At 58.8% G+C, this 19051-nt stretch carries 17 protein-coding genes; 7 read left to right on the forward strand and 10 right to left on the reverse strand.

Annotated features, from left to right (window positions below; genetic code table 11):
• Nucleotides 1-3 precede the first annotated feature (3 nt).
• Together folP and glmM are read left to right on the forward strand one after the other, a co-directional pair.
• On the forward strand, nt 4-1020 hold the full coding sequence (gene folP / locus BM347_RS07870; protein WP_093915860.1) for a dihydropteroate synthase: 1017 nt from the start codon (nt 4-6) through the stop codon (nt 1018-1020).
• Nucleotides 1017-2363 (forward strand): phosphoglucosamine mutase, encoded by a 1347-nt coding sequence (gene glmM / locus BM347_RS07875; RefSeq protein WP_093915861.1) that lies wholly within the window; start codon nt 1017-1019, stop codon nt 2361-2363. Before folP ends, glmM begins: the two co-directional genes overlap by 4 nt.
• A gap of 124 nt (nt 2364-2487) precedes the next feature.
• Here glmM and BM347_RS07880 read toward each other — a convergent pair whose 3' ends face one another.
• Nucleotides 2488-3414 (reverse strand): DMT family transporter, encoded by a 927-nt coding sequence (locus BM347_RS07880; RefSeq protein ID WP_093915862.1) that lies wholly within the window; start codon nt 3412-3414, stop codon nt 2488-2490.
• Between the two features lie 124 nt (nt 3415-3538).
• Nucleotides 3539-4561, reverse strand: a complete 1023-nt coding sequence (gene ilvC / locus BM347_RS07885; protein WP_093915863.1) for a ketol-acid reductoisomerase — start codon at nt 4559-4561, stop codon at nt 3539-3541.
• 135 nt (nt 4562-4696) lie between these two features.
• Between ilvC and BM347_RS07890 the strand changes: the two genes are divergently transcribed.
• From BM347_RS07890 to BM347_RS07900, 3 genes are read left to right on the forward strand one after another with little or no spacing between them, the layout of a single operon-like run.
• Nucleotides 4697-5152, forward strand: coding sequence for an Lrp/AsnC family transcriptional regulator (locus BM347_RS07890; RefSeq protein WP_093915864.1), 456 nt, complete (start codon nt 4697-4699; stop codon nt 5150-5152).
• Nucleotides 5149-5610 carry an Lrp/AsnC family transcriptional regulator gene (locus BM347_RS07895; RefSeq protein ID WP_093915865.1) on the forward strand — a complete coding sequence of 154 codons (462 nt, stop codon included), beginning with the start codon at nt 5149-5151 and terminating at the stop codon, nt 5608-5610. Before BM347_RS07890 ends, BM347_RS07895 begins: the two co-directional genes overlap by 4 nt.
• 48 nt (nt 5611-5658) lie before the next feature.
• The gene (locus BM347_RS07900) at nt 5659-6786 is read left to right on the forward strand and encodes an aminotransferase class V-fold PLP-dependent enzyme (RefSeq protein ID WP_093915866.1); all 1128 of its coding nucleotides are present in this window, start codon (nt 5659-5661) and stop codon (nt 6784-6786) included.
• 23 nt (nt 6787-6809) lie between these two features.
• Here the strand turns inward: BM347_RS07900 and BM347_RS07905 are convergent, their stop codons facing one another.
• Nucleotides 6810-8012: a UbiH/UbiF family hydroxylase gene (locus BM347_RS07905; RefSeq protein ID WP_093915867.1), complete on the reverse strand. Its 1203-nt coding sequence runs from the start codon at nt 8010-8012 to the stop codon at nt 6810-6812.
• Nucleotides 8013-8021: 9 nt separating this feature from the next.
• Complete coding sequence (locus tag BM347_RS07910) at nt 8022-8669, reverse strand: pyrimidine 5'-nucleotidase (RefSeq protein ID WP_093915868.1); 648 nt, start codon at nt 8667-8669, stop codon at nt 8022-8024.
• Nucleotides 8670-8769: 100 nt separating this feature from the next.
• Here BM347_RS07910 and BM347_RS07915 point away from each other — a divergent pair, with 100 nt between their 5' ends.
• The gene (locus BM347_RS07915) at nt 8770-9423 is read left to right on the forward strand and encodes a GntR family transcriptional regulator (RefSeq protein WP_093915869.1); all 654 of its coding nucleotides are present in this window, start codon (nt 8770-8772) and stop codon (nt 9421-9423) included.
• Here BM347_RS07915 and BM347_RS07920 read toward each other — a convergent pair.
• Nucleotides 9420-11339: a glycosyltransferase family 2 protein gene (locus BM347_RS07920; protein ID WP_245764218.1), complete on the reverse strand. Its 1920-nt coding sequence runs from the start codon at nt 11337-11339 to the stop codon at nt 9420-9422. The genes BM347_RS07915 and BM347_RS07920 overlap by 4 nt on opposite strands.
• 72 nt (nt 11340-11411) lie before the next feature.
• Nucleotides 11412-12581, reverse strand: coding sequence for a glutamine-hydrolyzing carbamoyl-phosphate synthase small subunit (carA, locus tag BM347_RS07925; RefSeq protein ID WP_093915870.1), 1170 nt, complete (start codon nt 12579-12581; stop codon nt 11412-11414).
• 195 nt (nt 12582-12776) lie between these two features.
• Here carA and BM347_RS07930 point away from each other — a divergent pair, with 195 nt between their 5' ends.
• Complete coding sequence (locus BM347_RS07930; RefSeq protein ID WP_093915871.1) at nt 12777-13235, forward strand: GatB/YqeY domain-containing protein; 459 nt, start codon at nt 12777-12779, stop codon at nt 13233-13235.
• Here BM347_RS07930 and BM347_RS07935 read toward each other — a convergent pair.
• The 4 genes from BM347_RS07935 to BM347_RS07950 all read right to left on the reverse strand — a co-directional run bounded on the left by BM347_RS07935 (nt 13232) and on the right by BM347_RS07950 (nt 18955).
• A complete protein-coding gene (locus BM347_RS07935) occupies nt 13232-13717 on the reverse strand; it encodes a DUF2244 domain-containing protein (RefSeq protein ID WP_093915872.1) in 486 nt (161 codons plus the stop codon). The genes BM347_RS07930 and BM347_RS07935 overlap by 4 nt on opposite strands.
• A gap of 117 nt (nt 13718-13834) precedes the next feature.
• Nucleotides 13835-14212: a VOC family protein gene (locus tag BM347_RS07940; RefSeq protein ID WP_093915873.1), complete on the reverse strand. Its 378-nt coding sequence runs from the start codon at nt 14210-14212 to the stop codon at nt 13835-13837.
• Nucleotides 14213-14216: 4 nt separating this feature from the next.
• Entirely contained in the window at nt 14217-17657 is a 3441-nt protein-coding gene (locus BM347_RS07945; RefSeq protein ID WP_093915874.1) for a pyruvate carboxylase, read from the reverse strand.
• Nucleotides 17658-17770: 113 nt separating this feature from the next.
• Entirely contained in the window at nt 17771-18955 is a 1185-nt protein-coding gene (locus BM347_RS07950; protein ID WP_093915875.1) for an alpha-hydroxy acid oxidase, read from the reverse strand.
• Between the last annotated feature and the right edge of the window lie 96 nt (nt 18956-19051).

Genomic DNA, 19051 nt, shown 5'->3' on the forward strand with positions numbered 1-19051 from the left:
GCCATGATCGACTATTTCAGACCGCTTGTTCAGATCGGGCCTGCACGGCCCAATAGTGCCGTGCAGCTGGCAGCCGGGTGGGGATGGTTTACCCATGTCGAGGTCCTGTCACGCGACGCGCCAGCTCGGGTGATCGCCGCGCAGGACTTGCCGCCAGAGGTGGCAGGACGGCTGACCACACCCCGGCCGCCGATTGCAGGCCTGTCGTTGGACCGGCCCCGCATCATGGGAATTCTGAACACGACGCCCGATAGTTTCTCGGACGGAGGTCGACATGAGGGCCTAGGTGATGCGGTGGCGGCAGGGCAGGCGATGGCACAAGCGGGCGCGGATATTCTCGACGTTGGTGGCGAATCCACACGGCCGGGGGCGCAGACTGTGCCGGTTGAAGTCGAGATCAACCGTACCGCCCCCACCATTAGCGCGCTGCGTGCAGCGGGCCTGGGCCTGCCGATTTCGATTGATACGCGCAAAGCGGCGGTGGCCGAAGCTGCGGTGGCGATGGGGGCTGATCTGGTCAATGATGTCTCCGGGTTCAGCTTTGATCCAGCCCTTGGCCCGTTTTGCCAAAAACATCAGCTGCCGGTCTGTGTGATGCATGCGCAAGGTGACCCCGAAACAATGCACTTGAACCCCAGCTATTCAAACGTTCTGTTGGACGTCTATGATGCGCTTGAACGTCGGATCAGAAGGCTTGAGGTCGGCGGAATTGCGCGCAGTGCGATCCTTGCTGACCCGGGGATCGGATTTGGTAAGACGCTGGATCACAATCTTGCGCTCCTGGCGCGGATCAGCCTGTTTCATGGGCTTGGCACGCCGCTTTTACTGGGGGCGTCCCGGAAAAAGTTTATTGGCACTTTGGGTCATGCACCAAAGGCAACAGACCGCGCCGCCGGGTCAATAGGCGTTGCCCTTGCAGGCTTGGCGCAAGGTGTGCAATTGGTGCGTGTACATGACGTGGCTGAAACCCACCAAGCTGTCTCGCTATGGCATGCCGCATATTCTGGGAGCATTTTATGACGAAGCTATTTGGAACAGACGGTATTCGCGGCACGGCGAATGTCTATCCGATGACCGCCGAGGTTGCCCTGAAAATCGGCGCAGCAGTGGGCCGCTATTTCAGCAAAAGCCGCAGCGGTGTGCACCGGGTCGTAATTGGCAAGGACACGCGGTTGTCAGGCTATATGTTTGAAAACGCGCTGACGGCGGGGCTGACATCTTCGGGGATGAATGTTCTGCTGCTTGGCCCTGTACCGACCCCGGCGGTCGGGCTGTTGACGCGGTCGATGCGGGCGGATCTGGGCGTGATGATTTCGGCCAGCCACAACCCCGCCACCGACAACGGGATCAAGTTTTTCGGCCCTGATGGGTTCAAGTTGAGCGATGCGGTCGAGGCCGAGATCGAGCACCTGATCGCCAACGGTGTCGAGCTGATCCCGTCAGAGAAGATCGGCCGCGCTAAACGGATTGACGACGCACGTTTTCGCTATGTCGAGCGGGTGAAATCATCGTTCCCGCGCAGCATGCGGCTGGACGGGTTAAAGGTGGTTATTGATTGTGCCAATGGCGCGGCGCATCGTGTGGCACCCGAAGCCCTGTGGGAATTGGGGGCCGATGTGGTTTCGATCGGGGTTGAGCCAAACGGGTTCAACATTAACAAGAATTGCGGATCGACGCACCCCGAACGGGCAGCCGCGGCTGTGGTTGAGCACGAGGCCGACGTGGGTATTTGCCTGGATGGCGATGCCGACCGGGTCATCTTGATCGATGAGGCTGGCAATGTCGGTGATGGTGACCAGTTTATGGCGCTTATGGCGTCGCGCTGGGCCGCGGAAAAGCGCCTGAACAACAATGCCTTGGTGGCCACTGTGATGAGCAACCTCGGTCTTGAGCGGTTCTTGCAAGGCCACGGCGTGCAATTGGAACGCACCGCCGTCGGTGATCGCTATGTCGTGGAGCGGATGCGCGAAGGCGGGTTCAACTTGGGCGGAGAGCAGTCCGGTCATATCGTCATGACCGACCACGCAACCACCGGCGACGGGCTGATGGCGGGGCTGCAGTTCTTGGCTGAAATGATCCGGTCGGGCAAAGCTTCGTCTGAATTGCTGCACAGCTTTGAACCCGTTCCGCAACTTCTGAAGAATGTACGCTTTGCCGTAGGTCAGACACCATTGGATGACGCGCAGGTCAAGGCGGCAATTGCGCAAGCCGAAGCCGATCTGGCTGGCAACGGGCGTTTGCTGATCCGAAAATCGGGCACCGAGCCATTGGTCCGCGTGATGGCCGAGCATGAAGATGCGGCCTTGATGGCGCGGGCGGTCGATATGGTTGTCGACGCCGTGACCCAATCCGTTCGGACCTAAAGGCGCGCAAAAGCGCATTCGATTTATTTGGGTGTGATTGTTGCGGCCTTACCGTGCCAGTTCAAAGGGGTGGTCCGTACCTTGCGCGTCGATGCCTTCGGCGAGGATTTTTTGCCATTTGGAATCAGGTTTGCTGCTTGGTGAACAATCTGCGGAGCGCGCCGTATTGGCTGAGGGCGACGCCTGCCAAAATCAGGGCGAGGGACCAGATAAGCGAGGCAGGCAAAGGTTCGCTGAGGATCAGCGCACCGAGGCAGACAGACCAGACGGGCACTTGATAATTTACCAAAGACATGAAAACCGGCCCTGCGCTGCGCACCACCAAGACGCGCAGGAAATTTGCGGCGGCGGTTGGGATCAGACCGAGGAATGCCAGCACAGCCAGGATTTCGGCAGATGGGAGCGGCGGGACCCCTTCGACCAAGAATGCGGTGGGGATGATGATGACGCTTGCGATGATAAGCAGGATTGTCGCGAGGCCGATGGCGTCAACTTGTGGCAGGCGGCGCATCACGAGGGAGCTGAGGGCGTAGCAACTGGCCGCACCGATACAGGCGAAACGGCCAGCGGTTTCAAGGGCGGCCCCGGTGCTTTCGAACGCTTGGGAGCCGATCAGAATTGTTACGCCGATAAAGCCGATGGCAAAACCAAGCGTTTTGCGCTGCGTCATCCGTTCGCCTGGCACAAAGAAATGGGCCAGCGGCAGAATGATCAGAGCAACGGCGGCCATTGAGACGCCAGCAAACCCCGATGTTACATATTGCTGGCCCCAGGCAAGCAGGGAGAAAGGCACAGCAGAGCTGGTGGCGCCTATGAAAAGCAGGGCGGTGAGGTCGGTCTTGGTTGGCGGCGCAGTAAACAGCTGGAACCCGCGCAGGGACCATATGGCTGTCATCACAAGTGCCGCGAAGCTAACGCGGCTGGCCGCGATCCAGAACGGGGTCATGCCGGTAAGGGCGATTTCGGTGACCATGAATGTCCCGCCCCAGATGAAGGCCAGTAGGGCAATCATCAGCCAGCTGCTGGCCGTAATTTGGGGGGCGTTTTGCATTGGGCGACCTTTGGTGGGCAACGCTGAGATAACGCCCGGGGCTTGGGGTCTGAAAAGACGTTGGGGGGTGGTTTTACCTTAAAAGAAAGAGGCCCGGGGTGGGTATCCCGGGCCTTCGGCTGTTTTAGTTTTTGGCTTTGTCGACCATTTTACCGGCGGAAATCCACGGCATCATGCCGCGCAGTTTTTCGCCGACCTGTTCGATCTGGTGCTCGTCATTGATGCGGCGTGTTGCCTTGAACGACGGCTGGCCAACAGAGTTTTCCAGCATGAAGTCACGTACGAATTTGCCGTTTTGGATGTCTGTCAGAACGTCCTTCATACGGGCCTTGGTTTCGGCGTAGGGCAGGATGCGCGGGCCGGAAACATATTCGCCGTATTCAGCAGTGTTCGAGATCGAGTAGTTCATGTTGGCGATGCCGCCTTCATAGATCAGGTCAACGATCAGCTTGGTTTCGTGCAGGCATTCGAAATAGGCCATTTCGGGCTCGTAGCCGGCTTCGACCAGTGTTTCAAAGCCCATGCGGATCAGTTCAACGATGCCGCCACACAGAACCGCCTGTTCGCCGAACAGATCGGTTTCGCATTCTTCGCGGAAGTTGGTTTCGATGATGCCGGAGCGACCACCACCGATGGCGGAGCAATAGGACAGGCCGATTTCCAGCGCTTTGCCGGAGGCGTCTTTGTCGACGGCAACAAGGCAGGGCACGCCGCCGCCTTTGGAGTATTCGCCGCGCACGGTGTGACCGGGGCCTTTGGGGGCCATCATGATTACGTCAACACCTTCTTTGGGCTCGATCAGGCCGAAATGCACGTTCAGGCCGTGGGCGAATGCGATGGCTGCGCCTTCGCGGATGTTGTCATGGACGTATTTTTTGTAGGTTTCGGCCTGCAATTCGTCGGGCATTGTGAACATGATCACATCGGCCCAAGCAGCGGCTTCGGAAATTTCCATAACCTTGAGGCCTTCGCCTTCGGCTTTGGCTTTGGAGGCGGAACCTTCGCGCAGGGCAACGACGAGGTTTTTCGCGCCGGAATCGCGCAGGTTCAGGGCGTGGGCGTGGCCTTGGGAGCCGTAGCCGAGGATGGCGACTTTTTTATCCTTGATCAGGTTAACGTCGCAGTCACGGTCATAATAAACGCGCATTGGGGCGTCCTTTCGGGTTCGTTGAAATCTGAAAGTGTTATAACTGATGAACTGAGTGATACCATTGTCGGATTATGAGTTTATTTGGCAAAATGAAGATGGTAATGCGTGGTTATATGGAAATATGGAAAAATCATGCTTGATGACGAAGATAGGCGCATTTTGCGTCATTGGCAGGGAGACGCGGGGCTAAGCCCGGGTGAGTTGGCCGATCGGGTGGGGTTGACCGCTGGCAAGGTCGCGCGGCGCATTGTGCGCATGCAAGAGGCAGGCATTGTCGAGGGCGTCGGGATGAGCGTGGATTGGGCGGCCCTTGGCTATAGTGTTGAGGTGTCGCTGCGGATCACACTGGATAAGACCCAGGGCAATGCGTTTGATGCGTTTCTGGTCGCAGCACGCGACGTATCAGAAGTGATTGAAATCCAGACGTTTCTGGGGCGCGTTGACGTGCGCCTGTCGATCATTGCCCGCGATATGGCGCATTATCAGTCGATTTACCGTGGCAAGATCCTGACCCTTCCCCATATCGCCGATATTGAGGCGTTGATGCATGTGGCGCGGATCAAATCAGACGAGGCGCTGCCGCTATGATCCAGCTGGACGAGATTGACCATCATCTGATCCGGTCACTGGCGCGGGATGCCACACAAAGTGCCGGGGCTTTGGGGCGGCATTTGGGGTTATCCCAGCCTGCCACATGGCGGCGGATCAAACGGCTTGAAGATGCGGGCATTTTGCGCGGTAAGCACTTGCGCCTGAACCGTGAGGCCTTGGGTTTTGGCGTGACGGTGTTTCTGGGGGTCAAGCTGGCCACCAAAGGGCGTGTGAGCCTTGAGGATTTCGAGCGTGCGGTCACTGCGATCCCCGAAGTGCAAACGGTTGAACATGTTTTAGGGCTTTATGATTACCGTTTGCGGGTTGTCGCGCGGGATCTGGCCGATTTTGAACGTGTCTTGCGGCGGCGGATTATGACCTTGCCGGGGGCCGGGGCAGTTGAGGCCAATGTGCTGCTAAGTGAAGAACGTCTTGCGGGGCCATTGGGCCTATAACTTTGGCAGGCGGCGCTGTATCTTGCGCGCAAAGAAAAGGAGACCCCCATGCCAGCTTTGTTAAATACTGTAGACCCCACTGGCCTCGAAGAATTCTCGGTCGTCTTTACCGACCGGTCGTTGAACCACATGTCGGCGGCGTTTCAGGGCGTGATGCGCGACATCAGCGCCATGCTGAAAGAGGTGTATAACGCTGACGCCGTGGCGATTGTACCCGGTGGTGGTACGTTCGGGATGGAGGCCGTGGCCCGCCAGTTCGCCCGCAACGCCGAGGCGGTTGTCGTACGCAACGGCTGGTTTTCCTATCGTTGGAGCCAGATCATCGAAAGTGGTGATTTGACCGGCAATGCCACCGTTCTCAAGGCGCGGATGCAGGGCAACAGCACGCCTGCGCCCTTTGCGCCATGCCCGATTGATGAGGTGATCGATACGATCCGGACCCAAAAGCCGCAGGTGGTATTCGCGCCCCATGTAGAGACCAGCGCGGGCGTGATCCTGCCGGATGACTATATCAAGCAGATGTCTGATGCGGCCCATGAGGTGGGCGCGTTGATGGTGCTGGATTGCATCGCGTCGGGTTGTGCCTGGGTTGATATGAAGGCACTTGGCGTGGATGTGTTGATCTCGGCCCCGCAAAAGGGTTGGAGCGCGTCGCCCTCTGCCGGATTGGTGATGATGTCGGAGCATGCCGTGGCGCGGTTGGCCGAAACCAAGTCGGACAGTTTTTCGCTTGATCTGGGCAAATGGCACAGCATCATGAAGGCCTATGAAGATGGCGGGCATGCCTATCATTCTACGATGCCCACCGATGCCTTGCGCGGTTTCCGCGACACCATGAAAGAAACCCAAGCTTATGGGTTTAAGCGGTTGAAAGAGGCGCAGTGGCGTTTGGGCGACGGGGTGCGCAAGATGCTGGCCGATCGCGGTGTAGTGTCGGTTGCCGCCGAAGGTTTTGGCGCGCCGGGCGTTGTGGTCAGCTATACCACGGATCCATCGGTGCAAAACGGCAAGGCTTTCGCGGCGGAGGGGATGCAGATTGCCGCCGGCGTGCCGCTGATGTGCGACGAGCCGGATAATTTCCAGACGTTCCGCTTGGGGCTGTTCGGCTTAGACAAGCTTTATGACGTCGATGCGACGCTGGCCCGTTTGGCGCGTGTAGTAGATAAGGTTCTGTAAAATCAGTGTAATGCGGCATGGTCTTAACCTTGCCGCATGCCCAACCCCAATTCCATGAGCATTTTGCGCACCGGGGCCATGGCGTATAGTGCATTCAGCCCGGTTGCGCGGGCATCGCGGGCAATGGGGGCACTGGCCTGACTGGCACGGTTCAGCAGATCAATGCCCCGCACCCGCAGCATAATGTCTGCAAAGCGCGCCTTGTGATAGGTACCCAGCATTTTCTGGCTGCCCAAATCGGCGGGGTTTGCCTGTGCCAATTCCAGCAGGGTCGCGACGTCTTGTAACGACATGTTCAAACCCTGCGCGCCGATGGGGGGCATGACGTGGGCGGCCTCGGCGATCAGGGCGATGCGTTCACCGGACAGACGCGCGGCATGCTGGGAGATAATCGGCCAGACGTTGCGCGCAGTGGCCAGTGTCAGTGGGCCGAATAAATGACAGCTGCGCAGGGTGGCTTCGTCGGAAAACGCGTTTGCATCCAGCGCCATACGCCGTTTGCATTCTGCCGTACTATCCATCCAGACCACGGCAGAACAGGGCATCCCGTCACGGTCGGGTAAGGGCACCAAAGTGAATGGCCCGCCGGTGCGGTGGATTTCGGTCGATACATTTTCATGGGGCACGGGATGTGTAACCGCGAAGACCACAGCACTTTGGCCATAGCCGGAGGTGGTCAAATCGATGCCCGCCGCCTCGCGCATGGGGCTGTTGCGGCCATCTGCGGCGATCACTAAAGGCGTGGTAATGCGGCTGCCGTCGCTGAGGCCGACGCGGGCCTCGGCAGTGCGGGTGAACAGTGATGTGGTCCCTGTGCCGGGCCGAAAGTCGACATTTGGTAGTTCGGCCAGTCTATCCAGGAGGGCACGGCGCAGCAGCCAGTTGGGGAAGTTCCAGCCAAAGGGCTGATCCGAAATCTCGGCCGCGTTGAATTCCCGGATGACGCGGGGCTCTGCTTCGGTGCCGCCAGCGTCGACAATGCGCATAATTTGCAGGGGGGCTGCGTGGTTTTCGAGATGGCTCCAGATGCCTGCTGTCTCAAGCACGCGGCGTGCAGGTTGCAGCATCGCGGTCGAGCGCAGATCGGCCCCGTCGGTATCACCATCGGTGATCGGCGGGGCGGGGTCTACGCAGATCACCTTGAAACCGGCGCTGCCAAAGGCCGCTGCCGCCGTCAGACCGGCGATACCGCCACCCGAAATCAGAATATCGCAATCCATCGTCATCCCTGAAAGCTAGCCCGTGATCCGCCCGAGAAAAGCGCTAAGATCATCCGTGTGGAAATGAATGTGATCGGCGGCCTCGGGCTCAGCGGCCACATGCACCGTGCCCATGCCCATGGCGTGCGGCTCCGCCAGATTGCGGGGGTCATCTTCGAACATGACCGCCTTGGTGGCGTCCAGCTTGTCAGCGGTGAACACATGCTCGAACGCGGCGCGTTCGGGTTTGGGTAAAAACTGTGCATGTTCAACGCCATAGATCGCGTCAAACAGATCGGTCAAACCGCGGGCTGCAACCACTTTTTCGGCATAGGGTGCGGTGCCATTGGTGTAGATAATGCGCCGTCCGGGCAGGGCGCGGATGCGATCGGCCAGCACGGGGTCGGGCGCCAGCGCGTCAAAGGAAATGTTGTGCACATCATGCAGATAGGGGGCCGGGTCCATATCATGTTCGCGCATTAGCCCGGCCAGCGTTGTGCCATAGCTGTGCCAGTAATGTTTGCGCAGGTAATTGGCGCGGGCGTGGTCCACATCAAGGGCATTCATCACCCAATGGGTCATCCGCTGTTCTATCTGGTCGAACAGACGCGCCGAGGGCGGGTAAAGCGTGTTATCCAGGTCAAAGACCCAAGTATTCACGTGAGAAAAAGCGTGCTTTGGCATATGCCCTAGCTACGCTTGGTCGCAGCCATGCGCAAGATCACGGGCTTGCGCAAATGGACGCGGGGGATAGAGTGCCCACAAGCAAAATGAAAGTGACCCGATGACCGCGCCCAGACCCGGACCGACAGATGCCTATGCCATGATCCTTGAGGCGATCGATTTGGGCACCTATAGACCAGGCGATCGTTTGGTTGAAAGCGAGCTGGCGGAACGGTTCGGTGTTTCGCGCACCCCAATTCGCGAGGCATTACAACGGCTTGAGACACAATCCCTGCTGACCCGCGATGGCCGTAGTCTGATTGTGGCGTCGTTGGATCACAACCAGACCGCCGAGCTGTATGTTGTACGCGGAGAGTTGGAGGGGCTGGCCGCGCGGCTTGCTGCGCGTCATGCGACTGTCGAAGAAGTCCGCGTACTGCGCGATATGGTCGAGGCAGATAACGACCTGCGCGACGATCCGGCGGCTTTGGCGCGGGCGAACCGGCGGTTTCACAGGCAAATCCATTTGGCGTCCCACAACAGGTATCTGGTGCAGCAATTGGATTTGGTACATCGGTCGATGGCATTGATGGCGACATCGTCGCTCGCGGTTGAGGGGCGCGGCCATATTGCCCAAGCCGAGCATGACAAGATCGTGCGTATGATTGAACAGCGTGACGAGGATGGCGCGGACGAAGCGCTGCGTTTGCATATTTCGGTGGCCTTCACGACCCGCCTCAAACAAGAAGCTGCGCGGCGCGAAGAAGAGGGCTAACCGGCGGGAACGGGCGTTCGTGCGTCGGATTGTTCTTCGGTTTTGTGGGGGACGCCGTGTTCGGTTTTGTCCCAGTAAAACGGGTCAAAGATGAACTCGTATAGCGCCTTATACGCGGCGAATGTGCCCAGTATAAAATAAAACGGCAAGCCGAACGCCCAAGGTATCAAGTGTCTGTGTTTACTGCCGCGCACTGCGCGAATGGCGATGGAAATATTCAGGAGCTCTGCGAAAATAAAGTAATAGAACAACCCTTTAAGTATCTGAGCGCCGAGGACGGTTTCGACAGGGTGGGACAGGCCCACCAAGGTAACGCAAAAAGACCAAAGCAAAGGCGCACAAAGGAATTGGCTTACTGTGGCCAAGAACAAGATTTGCAGCCCGAGAAAACGCAGAAACCCCACCTGCTTTATCAGCTTGAGCGGCTGGCGCATGTGCACGCACCATGTCGTCAAAAAACCCTTGAGCCAGCGGGAACGCTGCTTGACCCACGGCCAGGCGCGAAAATTTGCCTCCTCATAGGTGACGGTGGGCAAAAGGTCGGTTTTATAGCCGTGCCGGGCCAATCTGACCCCCAGATCGGCATCTTCGGTCACGTTATGGGCGTCCCAGGCGCGCAGTTCCTCAAGCACGCTGCGGCGGAAAAATAGCGTTGTCCCGCCCAAGGGAACAATAAGCCCCAGCCGCGCAATGCCCGGCAGAACCACGCGCCACCATGCGGCATATTCGATGGTAAAACAGCGTGAAATCCAATTGGTGCGCGCGTTGTAATAATCAAGCATCCCCTGAACGCATACGACATTCTTGGGGGCGTGGGCAAAATGCTGAATAATGCGATCGATTTGATCTACTTCGGGTGCGTCCTCGGCATCCCAGACGCCAATAATGCTGCCTTTACAAAAATCCAAAGCATAATTCATAGCCCGAGGTTTTGTGCGCAAATTATTCGCCTGCGGAACCTCGATCACGTCAAACCATGCGGGCAGCGCGGTACGGGCAATGGTGTCGCGGGTCATATCATCGCCTTCTTCAAGCACCAGCATGATCTGAAGCAATGATTTGGGATAGGTCAGTTTTGCCAGCCGCGTGATCAAGGCCCCCGCAATTTCCTTTTCCCGGAACAGGGGGACAAGGACGGAAACATAGGGCCGAGAGATTTGATCCGGTTCGGGTCCGATGTCGAGTGTCGGGCGAGGGGGAAGCTTGGGTTCAAAGACATGGGTGAACAGGGCGATTGTACGCAAGGAGACGGTCATGATGCTGCTGCAAAGCGCCCATAAGAGGATAGTGGTAAAGCCCCAAGCAGGTTCCAATATCAGTACGATTGCCAGTAAGGCCAAGATGCCCACGGACCATGCGCGCCGGCCTCTGGCGTCTTCGCGCCAGGTGCGACAGCTTTCAATCGGGGGCACGCGAGTGGCGGCGCGTTGGGCAAGGTCTGCGCCGTAAAGTGCTGTTATACTTTCGGAAATCTGTTTCTTGTCGGCAACGACCGGCAGTAGGCTCACCCCTGGGGAGGCGAGCTGACGGGCAATCTGTTCAAATTGATCCGGGTTGCTGATGGCGATCATAATCGTGTCACCCAAGGACCGCCACGGAACGATGCCATACTTCAAGCAATCAAGCGCATCCAGATGCTGCGCCATGGTGCGTTTTGGCGGATCAACGGCAAGATCAATATGTTGTAGGTTATATTGTGTCGCCAGCGCGGCACATAGCTGCGCCGGGGTTATCGTACCGCTGGCGATCAGGCACTCGCCCAGCGGGACGTTCAGGCGTTCTTGCTCTTGCAGGGCGCGCACCAGATCGGCCTGATCAATGGCACCCGAATTCACCAGTATCCGGCCCAAGGGCAGATGCGATTGGGCCCGGGTTGCCGGTTCGGGCGTGGTAAACTTTAGATGCAGGTCGCTCAACCGAGAATCCCCTTAGATGCAAGGGGACAGGATGCAGCGGGTAAGCTTAATCAGGTCTTAATGGCTGGCAAACTATGCGGTCTCAAGCGCGCGTTCGGCCATCGCAGCGGCGAAACGTTCAAACAGGTAAAAGCTGTCTTGCGGGCCGGGGCTTGCCTCGGGGTGGTGCTGGACGGACCAGACCGGACGGCCTTCCATGCGGATTCCGCAGTTCGACCCGTCAAACAGCGACTGATGGGTTTCGACAACGCCTTGGGGCAGGGATTGTGCATCGACCGCAAAACCGTGGTTCATCGACGTGATCTCGACCTTGCCGGTTTCGATGTCCTTGACGGGGTGGTTGGCACCGTGATGGCCGTGGCTCATCTTGATTGTGCCACCGCCAAGAGCGAGGGCAAGCATCTGATGACCAAGGCAAATCCCGAACACCGGAAGGTCGGTCTTTGCGATGACTTCCTTGATCATGGGAACGGCGTAAGCGCCTGTCGCCGCCGGATCGCCGGGGCCGTTGGACAGAAATACGCCATCGGGATTATGCGCCATCACATCTTCATATGTGGCGGATGCAGGCAGCACAGTCACGTCGCAGCCAGCCGAGGCAAGACAACGCAGAATGTTACGCTTGGCACCGTAATCCACGGCAACTACCTTGTGTTTGGCGTCGGTTTGCGGGGCGTAACCGTCGGGCCAGGCCCACCGCATCTCGTTCCAGCGGTAGGATTGTGCGCAAGTCACGTCTTTGGCCAGATCGGCCCCTTCGAGGCCTGCAAAACTGCGGGCGGCTGCGACCAGTGCTTCTATGTCGAAATTGCCGTCCGGGTCATGGGCGAGGGCGGCATGAGGTGCGCCTTGCTGGCGGATGGCGCGGGTCAGGCGACGCGTATCGACGCCGCCGATTGCGATGCGGCCCCGGCTGGCCAGCCATTCGGATAGCGGCTGAACCGAGCGCCAGCTGCTGGGGTCGGTCGGCATCCATTTCACGACCATGCCTGCGGCGACCGGATCACCGGTTTCGTCGTCTTCAGGATTGGTGCCCGTGTTGCCAATATGTGGGAAGGTAAAGGTGACGATCTGCCCGGCATAGGACGGATCGGTCATGATTTCCTGATAGCCGGTCATCGCGGTGTTGAAACACAGCTCTGCCACGGTTTGCCCGGTTGCGCCAAAGCCCATGCCGTAAAAAATCGATCCGTCCGCAAGTGCTAGGCAGGCGGTCGGGCGGGTGGATGCGGGCGCAGTCATGGGAGGGCCTCCAAAGGCAGATGGGTGGGGCTAAACGGGTGCAATCTAAAGCCGGCGGCGGGCTGGGTCAATACCATGTGGAAAATGATATATCGTTTAAAAGCAATGCCTTACCTGAGGCCTGTGCCATTGCCTGTTTTGTGGGAATTGTCTATGTTGCGCAGCTTACACCGCATTGGTCGAAGGACGATAGCAATGGAACTGCGCACACGCATCACGGACGCGATGAAACAGGCGATGAAAGACAAGGCCGCAGACCGGCTGTCTACGTTGCGTTTGATCAACGCCGCCATCAAGGACAAAGACATCGCTGCGCGTGCAGATGGTGGCGAAGAGGGTGTCGGCGACGCGGAGGTTCTGGCGATTCTGGGCAAGATGGCCAAACAGCGGATGGAATCGGTGCGCGCCTATGAAGAAGGTGGCCGTCTGGACCTTGCAGACCGTGAACGTGAGGAAATCGCGATCATCGAAGAATTCCTGCCCCGGCAACTGACCGAAGAAGAAAGCGCCAAAGCTGTGGATGATGCCATTGCCGAAGTTGGTGCAACGTCGATCCGCGATATGGGCAAGGTGATTGGTTTGCTTAAGGGCAAATACACCGGCCAGATGGATTTCGGCGCTGTCGGCCCCAAGGTCAAAGACCGCCTGAGCTAAGTGCGCAACAGCGAGCGGTTCAATTCGTCAAACAGGGCGATCCTCTCTTCCTCGCTTAGGAATTTGCCAATCTCGACTTCGCGGCCTTTGCCCCGCAGGGTGACGTAATGCGGCACGGGGCCGTCTTTTTCGTATTTCGTGACCACCGTCCAATAGCGGTTGCAGTCCCATTCCTTCACATCGCCCCTTGGCGTGGTGTGGGACAGGTGCACTGTGTCGTCGGTGAGGGTGAACACCTCTTCGATCTGGCGGGATTTATGGTTGCCTTGCAGGGCGAAATACATGCCCGCCACTGCCGCCAGGACAAAAGGCAGTAAGGTCCAGAGCAGCGCGGTGCCCAGCAGCGGCAGCGTCGGGATCAGGATCATCGTAAAGGTCACCAGAATGAACGCGGCAAACCCTTTGGGTGGCAGCGACTGATGCGGCCAAAGCCGCAGTTCCTGCCGGCGGGCATTGGGCGCAGTTTTCCATTCATAGGGCATGAGGCGGGTCCGGTTAGCCTGAAGTACGCGCCTAATTTAGGGCAGATCAGCGGCCAAACAATGCGACAGATTGCATCTGGCCGGTCGGGACAGGGCGCGGACGGCGTAGACTAATGTTCAGCGCGGCTCGATCAGGTCCCAGCGGTTGCCAAATGCGTCGCGAAAGACGGCTACAATGCCATACGGCTCATGGCGGGGGGCTTCTTCGAATGTTACCCCAGTCGCCGACAGGCGTGCGTGGTCAGCAGCGAAGTTATCGGTTTCCAGAAACAGCCAGACGCGCCCCGCCCCTTGGTTGCCGATCGCCGCGCGTTGCGCTGCGTCTCCTGGTTCGGCCAGGATAAACCCTGTGTCGCCGCCCGGCGGGGTGACGCGCACCCAGCGTTTGTGACCTTGGTCCTCGTCTTGCGTCAGCTCAAACCCCATGACATTGCAGTAAAATGCGATGCCTTCGTCATAGCTGGGCACAATCAGGGTGAGGGCGGAGAGACGCATGCGCCTACTCCAACTCTACCAGCAGATCCTTGGCGTCGATCTGGCCGCCGGGAACGACATGCACCGCTTTGACGACGGCATCACGTTCGGCGTGAATGCCGGTTTCCATCTTCATTGCTTCGATGGTCAGCAGCAAGTCGCCCGCTTTGACCTGCTGGCCCACGACCGCCCCGACCGATGCCACAACACCGGGCATTGGTGCGCCGATGTGGTTGGGATTGCCGGTTTCAGCCTTGGGCCGCTGTGCTGTGGTCGCTTTGACCAGACGGTTTGGCACGCGCACGACGCGCGGCTGGCCGTTAAGCTCAAAGAACACCTTAACCTCGCCATCCTCGTTGGTTTCGCTCAGCGCTTGCAGGCGGATTTCCAGCGTTTTGCCGGGGTCGATTTCGGCGGTAATTTCCTCGCCCGGTTCCATGCCGTAAAAGAACGTCCGGGTCGGCAGCACCCGAACGGGGCCGTAGGTGCGGTGGCGGCCCATGTAATCAAGGAACACCTTGGGATACATCAGATACCCCGACAGATCGTCGTCTTCGACATTGGCCCCTTCCAGCTGCTCTTTCAGATCGGTGCGGGTGGCCTCAAGATCGGTAGGGGGCAGATGCGCGCCGGGGCGTTCGGTGTTGGGTTTTTCGCCCTTCAGGATCTTGTTCACGATGCTGGTAGGGAACCCACCGGGAGGTTGCCCTAGATTGCCACGCATCATGTCGATGACACTGTCGGGAAAGGACATTTCCGCATCAGGGTCTTCGACTTGGTCACGGGTCAACCCTTGGGACACCATCATCAGGGCCATATCCCCGACGACCTTCGACGACGGTGTGACCTTAACAATATCGCCGAACATCTGGTTCACGTCAGCATAGGTTTTGGCGACCTCGGGCCAGCGTTCGTCCAGCCCCATCGATGCGGCCTGCGCCTTGAGGTTGGTGAACTGGCCACCGGGCATTTCGTGCAGGTACACCTCGGAGGATGGGGCCTGCATGCCGGTTTCAAACGCAGCATATTCGCCACGGACGTCTTCCCAATAGTTAGACACCTCGCGCACAGCATCCATCGATAGGCCGGTGTCGCGGTCGGTGTGTTTCAGTGCCTCGACGACAGAACCCAGCGTGGCCTGTGATGTATTGCCCGACAGGGCGTCCATTGCACAATCGACCGCATCAACACCGGCCTCGGAGGCGGCCATGATGGTGGCAATTGCAACGCCAGCGGTGTCATGGGTGTGGAAGTGGATCGGCAGGCCGACCTCGGATTTCAGCGCTTTGATCAGCACCTTGGCGGCGTTTGGTTTCAACACGCCGGCCATGTCTTTCAGACCCAAGACATGGGCACCGGCAGCTTTGAGTTCCTTGGCCATCGAGACATAATATTTCAGGTCATATTTAGAGCGATCGGGGTCAAAGATATCGCCGGTATAGCACACGGTGCCTTCGCAGATTTTACCATTATCAATCACGGCATCCATCGCGACGCGCATGTTTTCAACCCAGTTCAGGCTGTCGAATACGCGGAAGACGTCGACACCTTCGGTCGCGGCGACGCGCACGAATTCCTGGACCACGTTATCGGGGTAATTAGTGTACCCCACACCGTTCGATCCGCGCAGCAACATCTGCGTCATAATGTTCGGGATTGCAGCGCGCAGATCGCGCAGGCGTTGCCACGGGCATTCCTGCAAGAACCGGTATGCCACATCAAATGTCGCGCCGCCCCAGCATTCCACCGAGAACAGCGCGGGCAGATTGGCAGCATAGGCAGGGGCGACTTTGATCATGTCATGGCTGCGCATCCGGGTGGCGAGCAAGGATTGATGCCCGTCGCGCATGGTCGTGTCGGTGATCAGCAATTGCCGCTGCTGGCCCATCCAGTCGGCGACCGCTTGCGGTCCTTTTTGTTCCAACAGGTTGCGGGTGCCCATCTGCGGCTCGGCCTTTGGCTGGGGCGGCATCGGCGCGCGCACTGTGGCGGCGGGACGCTCAAAGCCTTTGGTCTCAGGATGCCCATTTACCGTGATATCGCCAATATAGGTCAACACCTTGGTCGCCCGGTCGCGGCGCTTTTCAAAGGTGAACAGCTCGGGCGTCTGGTCGATGAATTTGGTGTGATATGTATTGTCGAGGAAGGTCGGGTGTTTCAGCAGGTTCTCGACAAAGGCGATGTTGGTCGACACGCCACGGATGCGGAATTCGCGCAAGGCACGGTCCATCCGCGCGATGGCCTGTTCGGGGGTTTGCGCCTTGGCGGTGACCTTGACCAGCAAGCTGTCGTAATAGCGCGTGATCACGCCGCCGGAATAGGCGGTGCCACCATCCAGACGGATGCCCATGCCCGTGGCCTCGCGAAAGGCGGTGATGCGGCCGTAATCGGGGATAAAATTGTTTTGCGGGTCCTCGGTGGTGATCCGCGTTTGTAGCGCGTGGCCGTTCAATTGGACATCGGCTTGGCTGGCTTTGCCCGTCGCCTCGGCAATTGTTTTGCCTTCGGCAATCAAGATTTGCGCCCGCACAATATCAATGCCGGTGACTTCTTCGGTGACGGTATGTTCGACCTGAACCCGGGGGTTTACCTCGATAAAGTAGAACTTGCCGTCCTCCATATCCATCAGGAATTCGACAGTGCCGGCGCATTCGTAATGCACATGGGCGCAAATCTTGCGGCCTAATTCGCAAATCTCGGCGCGCTGTTCTTCGGTCAGATAGGGGGCGGGGGCGCGTTCAACGACCTTTTGGTTGCGGCGCTGCACGGAGCAATCACGTTCAAACAGGTGATAAATCTCGCCGTGTTTGTCGCCCAGAATTTGAACTTCGACGTGGCGGGCCTTGAGGATCATCTTTTCCAGATAGCCCTCGCCATTGCCAAAGGCGGCTTCGGCCTCGCGGCGGCCTTCGAGAACCTTTTCTTCAAGTTCGTCTTCGGAGTTGATCGGCCGCATGCCGCGCCCGCCGCCGCCCCAGGACGCCTTAAGCATCAGCGGATATCCCACTTCGGCCGCTTGTTTGCGGACCAAATCCATGTCGTCGCCCAAGACTTCGGTGGCGGGGATGACCGGCACACCCGCCTCGACCGCGACTCGGCGCGCGCTGGCCTTGTCACCAAGGGCGCGCATGGTTTCGGCGCGCGGCCCGATAAAGGTGATGCCGTTTTGTTCGCACGCATCCACGAAATCGGGATTCTCCGACAGCAGACCATAGCCCGGATGGATCGCATCCGCGCCTGATGCTTTGGCGACACGGATGATTTCATCAATGCTCAGATACGCCGCGACGGGCCCCAACCCCGCGCCGATGCGATATGCTTCATCGGCTTTGAAACGATGCAGGCCCAGTTTGTCTTCCTCGGCAAAGACGGCGACCGTCTTTTTGCCCATCTCATTCGCCGCACGCATGATGCGAATGGCAATTTCACCACGGTTAGCGATTAGAATTTTTTTGAAGTCGGTCATCGGGCCTCGCCTTGGTTACGCTGACTTGGGCGCGGCGGTAGGGGCCGGACCCGGGTTGGTTTTTGCGGCAGTGCAGCATAGTTGCGTTTGTTTGCCGCAAGGTGCAAGGAAGTTTATGCCTCCGGCGGGGATTTAAGCCCATTTGGAAGCAAACCGGGCGGCGCAAGATCGACGGGCTGGGGTAAGTCACGCAGTGTTTTACTGCCCATTTGACCCATGTTGGCGATCAGATCCTTGGTGTAGATATCTATCAGATGGTCGATGCCTTTTGGCCCCAGAGCTGCCAGCGCGTAGTGGAATGCGCGCCCCATCATCACGAAATCCGCCCCCAAAGACAAGGCGCGCAGGATGTCGAGGCCGGTTTCAACGCCGCTGTCAAAGACGATAGGCAGGGTGGTGGCGGCGCGTATCGCGGGCAGCATATCGATGGAAGCCGGGGCCGCATCGAATTGCCGGCCTGCGTGGTTTGACACCCAAATACCGTCTGCACCTATGGCTTCCAACGCGGTGGCGTCCTCGGGGCGCAGCACGCCCTTTATGATGAAAGGCCCCTCCCAGGCGTCGCGCAGCCATTTGACGTAGTCCCAATCTGGCGAGGTGCGCAGCAGGTAGCCGACATGGGCGGTCGAAGACAGGCCTTCGGTGCTTGTGCTTTTGTATTTATCCAGCATTCGCATATGCGGCATTCCACGCCACGCCATGCCCGCAGCCCAAGCAGGGCGCGTCGCCACCTGCGCCATCAGGCGCGGGGTCAGGCGGGGTGGATTGGTCAGACCAGACCGCGTTTGCCGTTCGCGGCGGCTGGCCACTGGAACATCGACGGTTAAGATCAGCCCGTTGAAACCCGCCGCTTTGGCGCGGTTGAGCATGTCGGTGCGAATGTCCGGGTCTCGTGGCGGATACATCTGAAACCAAGCGTTTTTACCAATATGGGGGGCAAGGTCTTCGGGGCTTTGAGTGGCGACGGTCGACAGGCAATAGGGGATGCGCGCGCGCGCGGCGGCACGGGCAAGATGCCCCTCGGCATCGGGCCACATCAGGCCTGACATGCCAAGGGGGGCGATCCCGAAGGGCAGGGTAAAGTCGTTTCCGAACAAGGGGGTGTTTAGATCGGGAGAGAATTCGCCATGCAATATGGAGGGCATGAATCCGATGCAGTCCAGCGCTTGCCGGTTGCGTTGCTTGGTCGCTTCGGCCCCTGTGGCGCTGTCGAGGTATTCCCAGACAAATTTCGGTATCCGCCGTTTCGCGCGGCGGCGCAGATCGGATAATTCGGGATAGCTTGCGTGTAAATCCATGGGCGTATTTGCTCAGGGCGCTGGCGTATTGTCCAGCCGCCTTTTGCGACGAAGGGGCCGCGGACACCGCAGGATAAACAGGCGGGATTTCGCAAA

Origin of the sequence: Sulfitobacter marinus (assembly GCF_900116285.1) — a bacterium.
In the GTDB taxonomy this organism is placed as follows: domain Bacteria; phylum Pseudomonadota; class Alphaproteobacteria; order Rhodobacterales; family Rhodobacteraceae; genus Sulfitobacter; species Sulfitobacter marinus.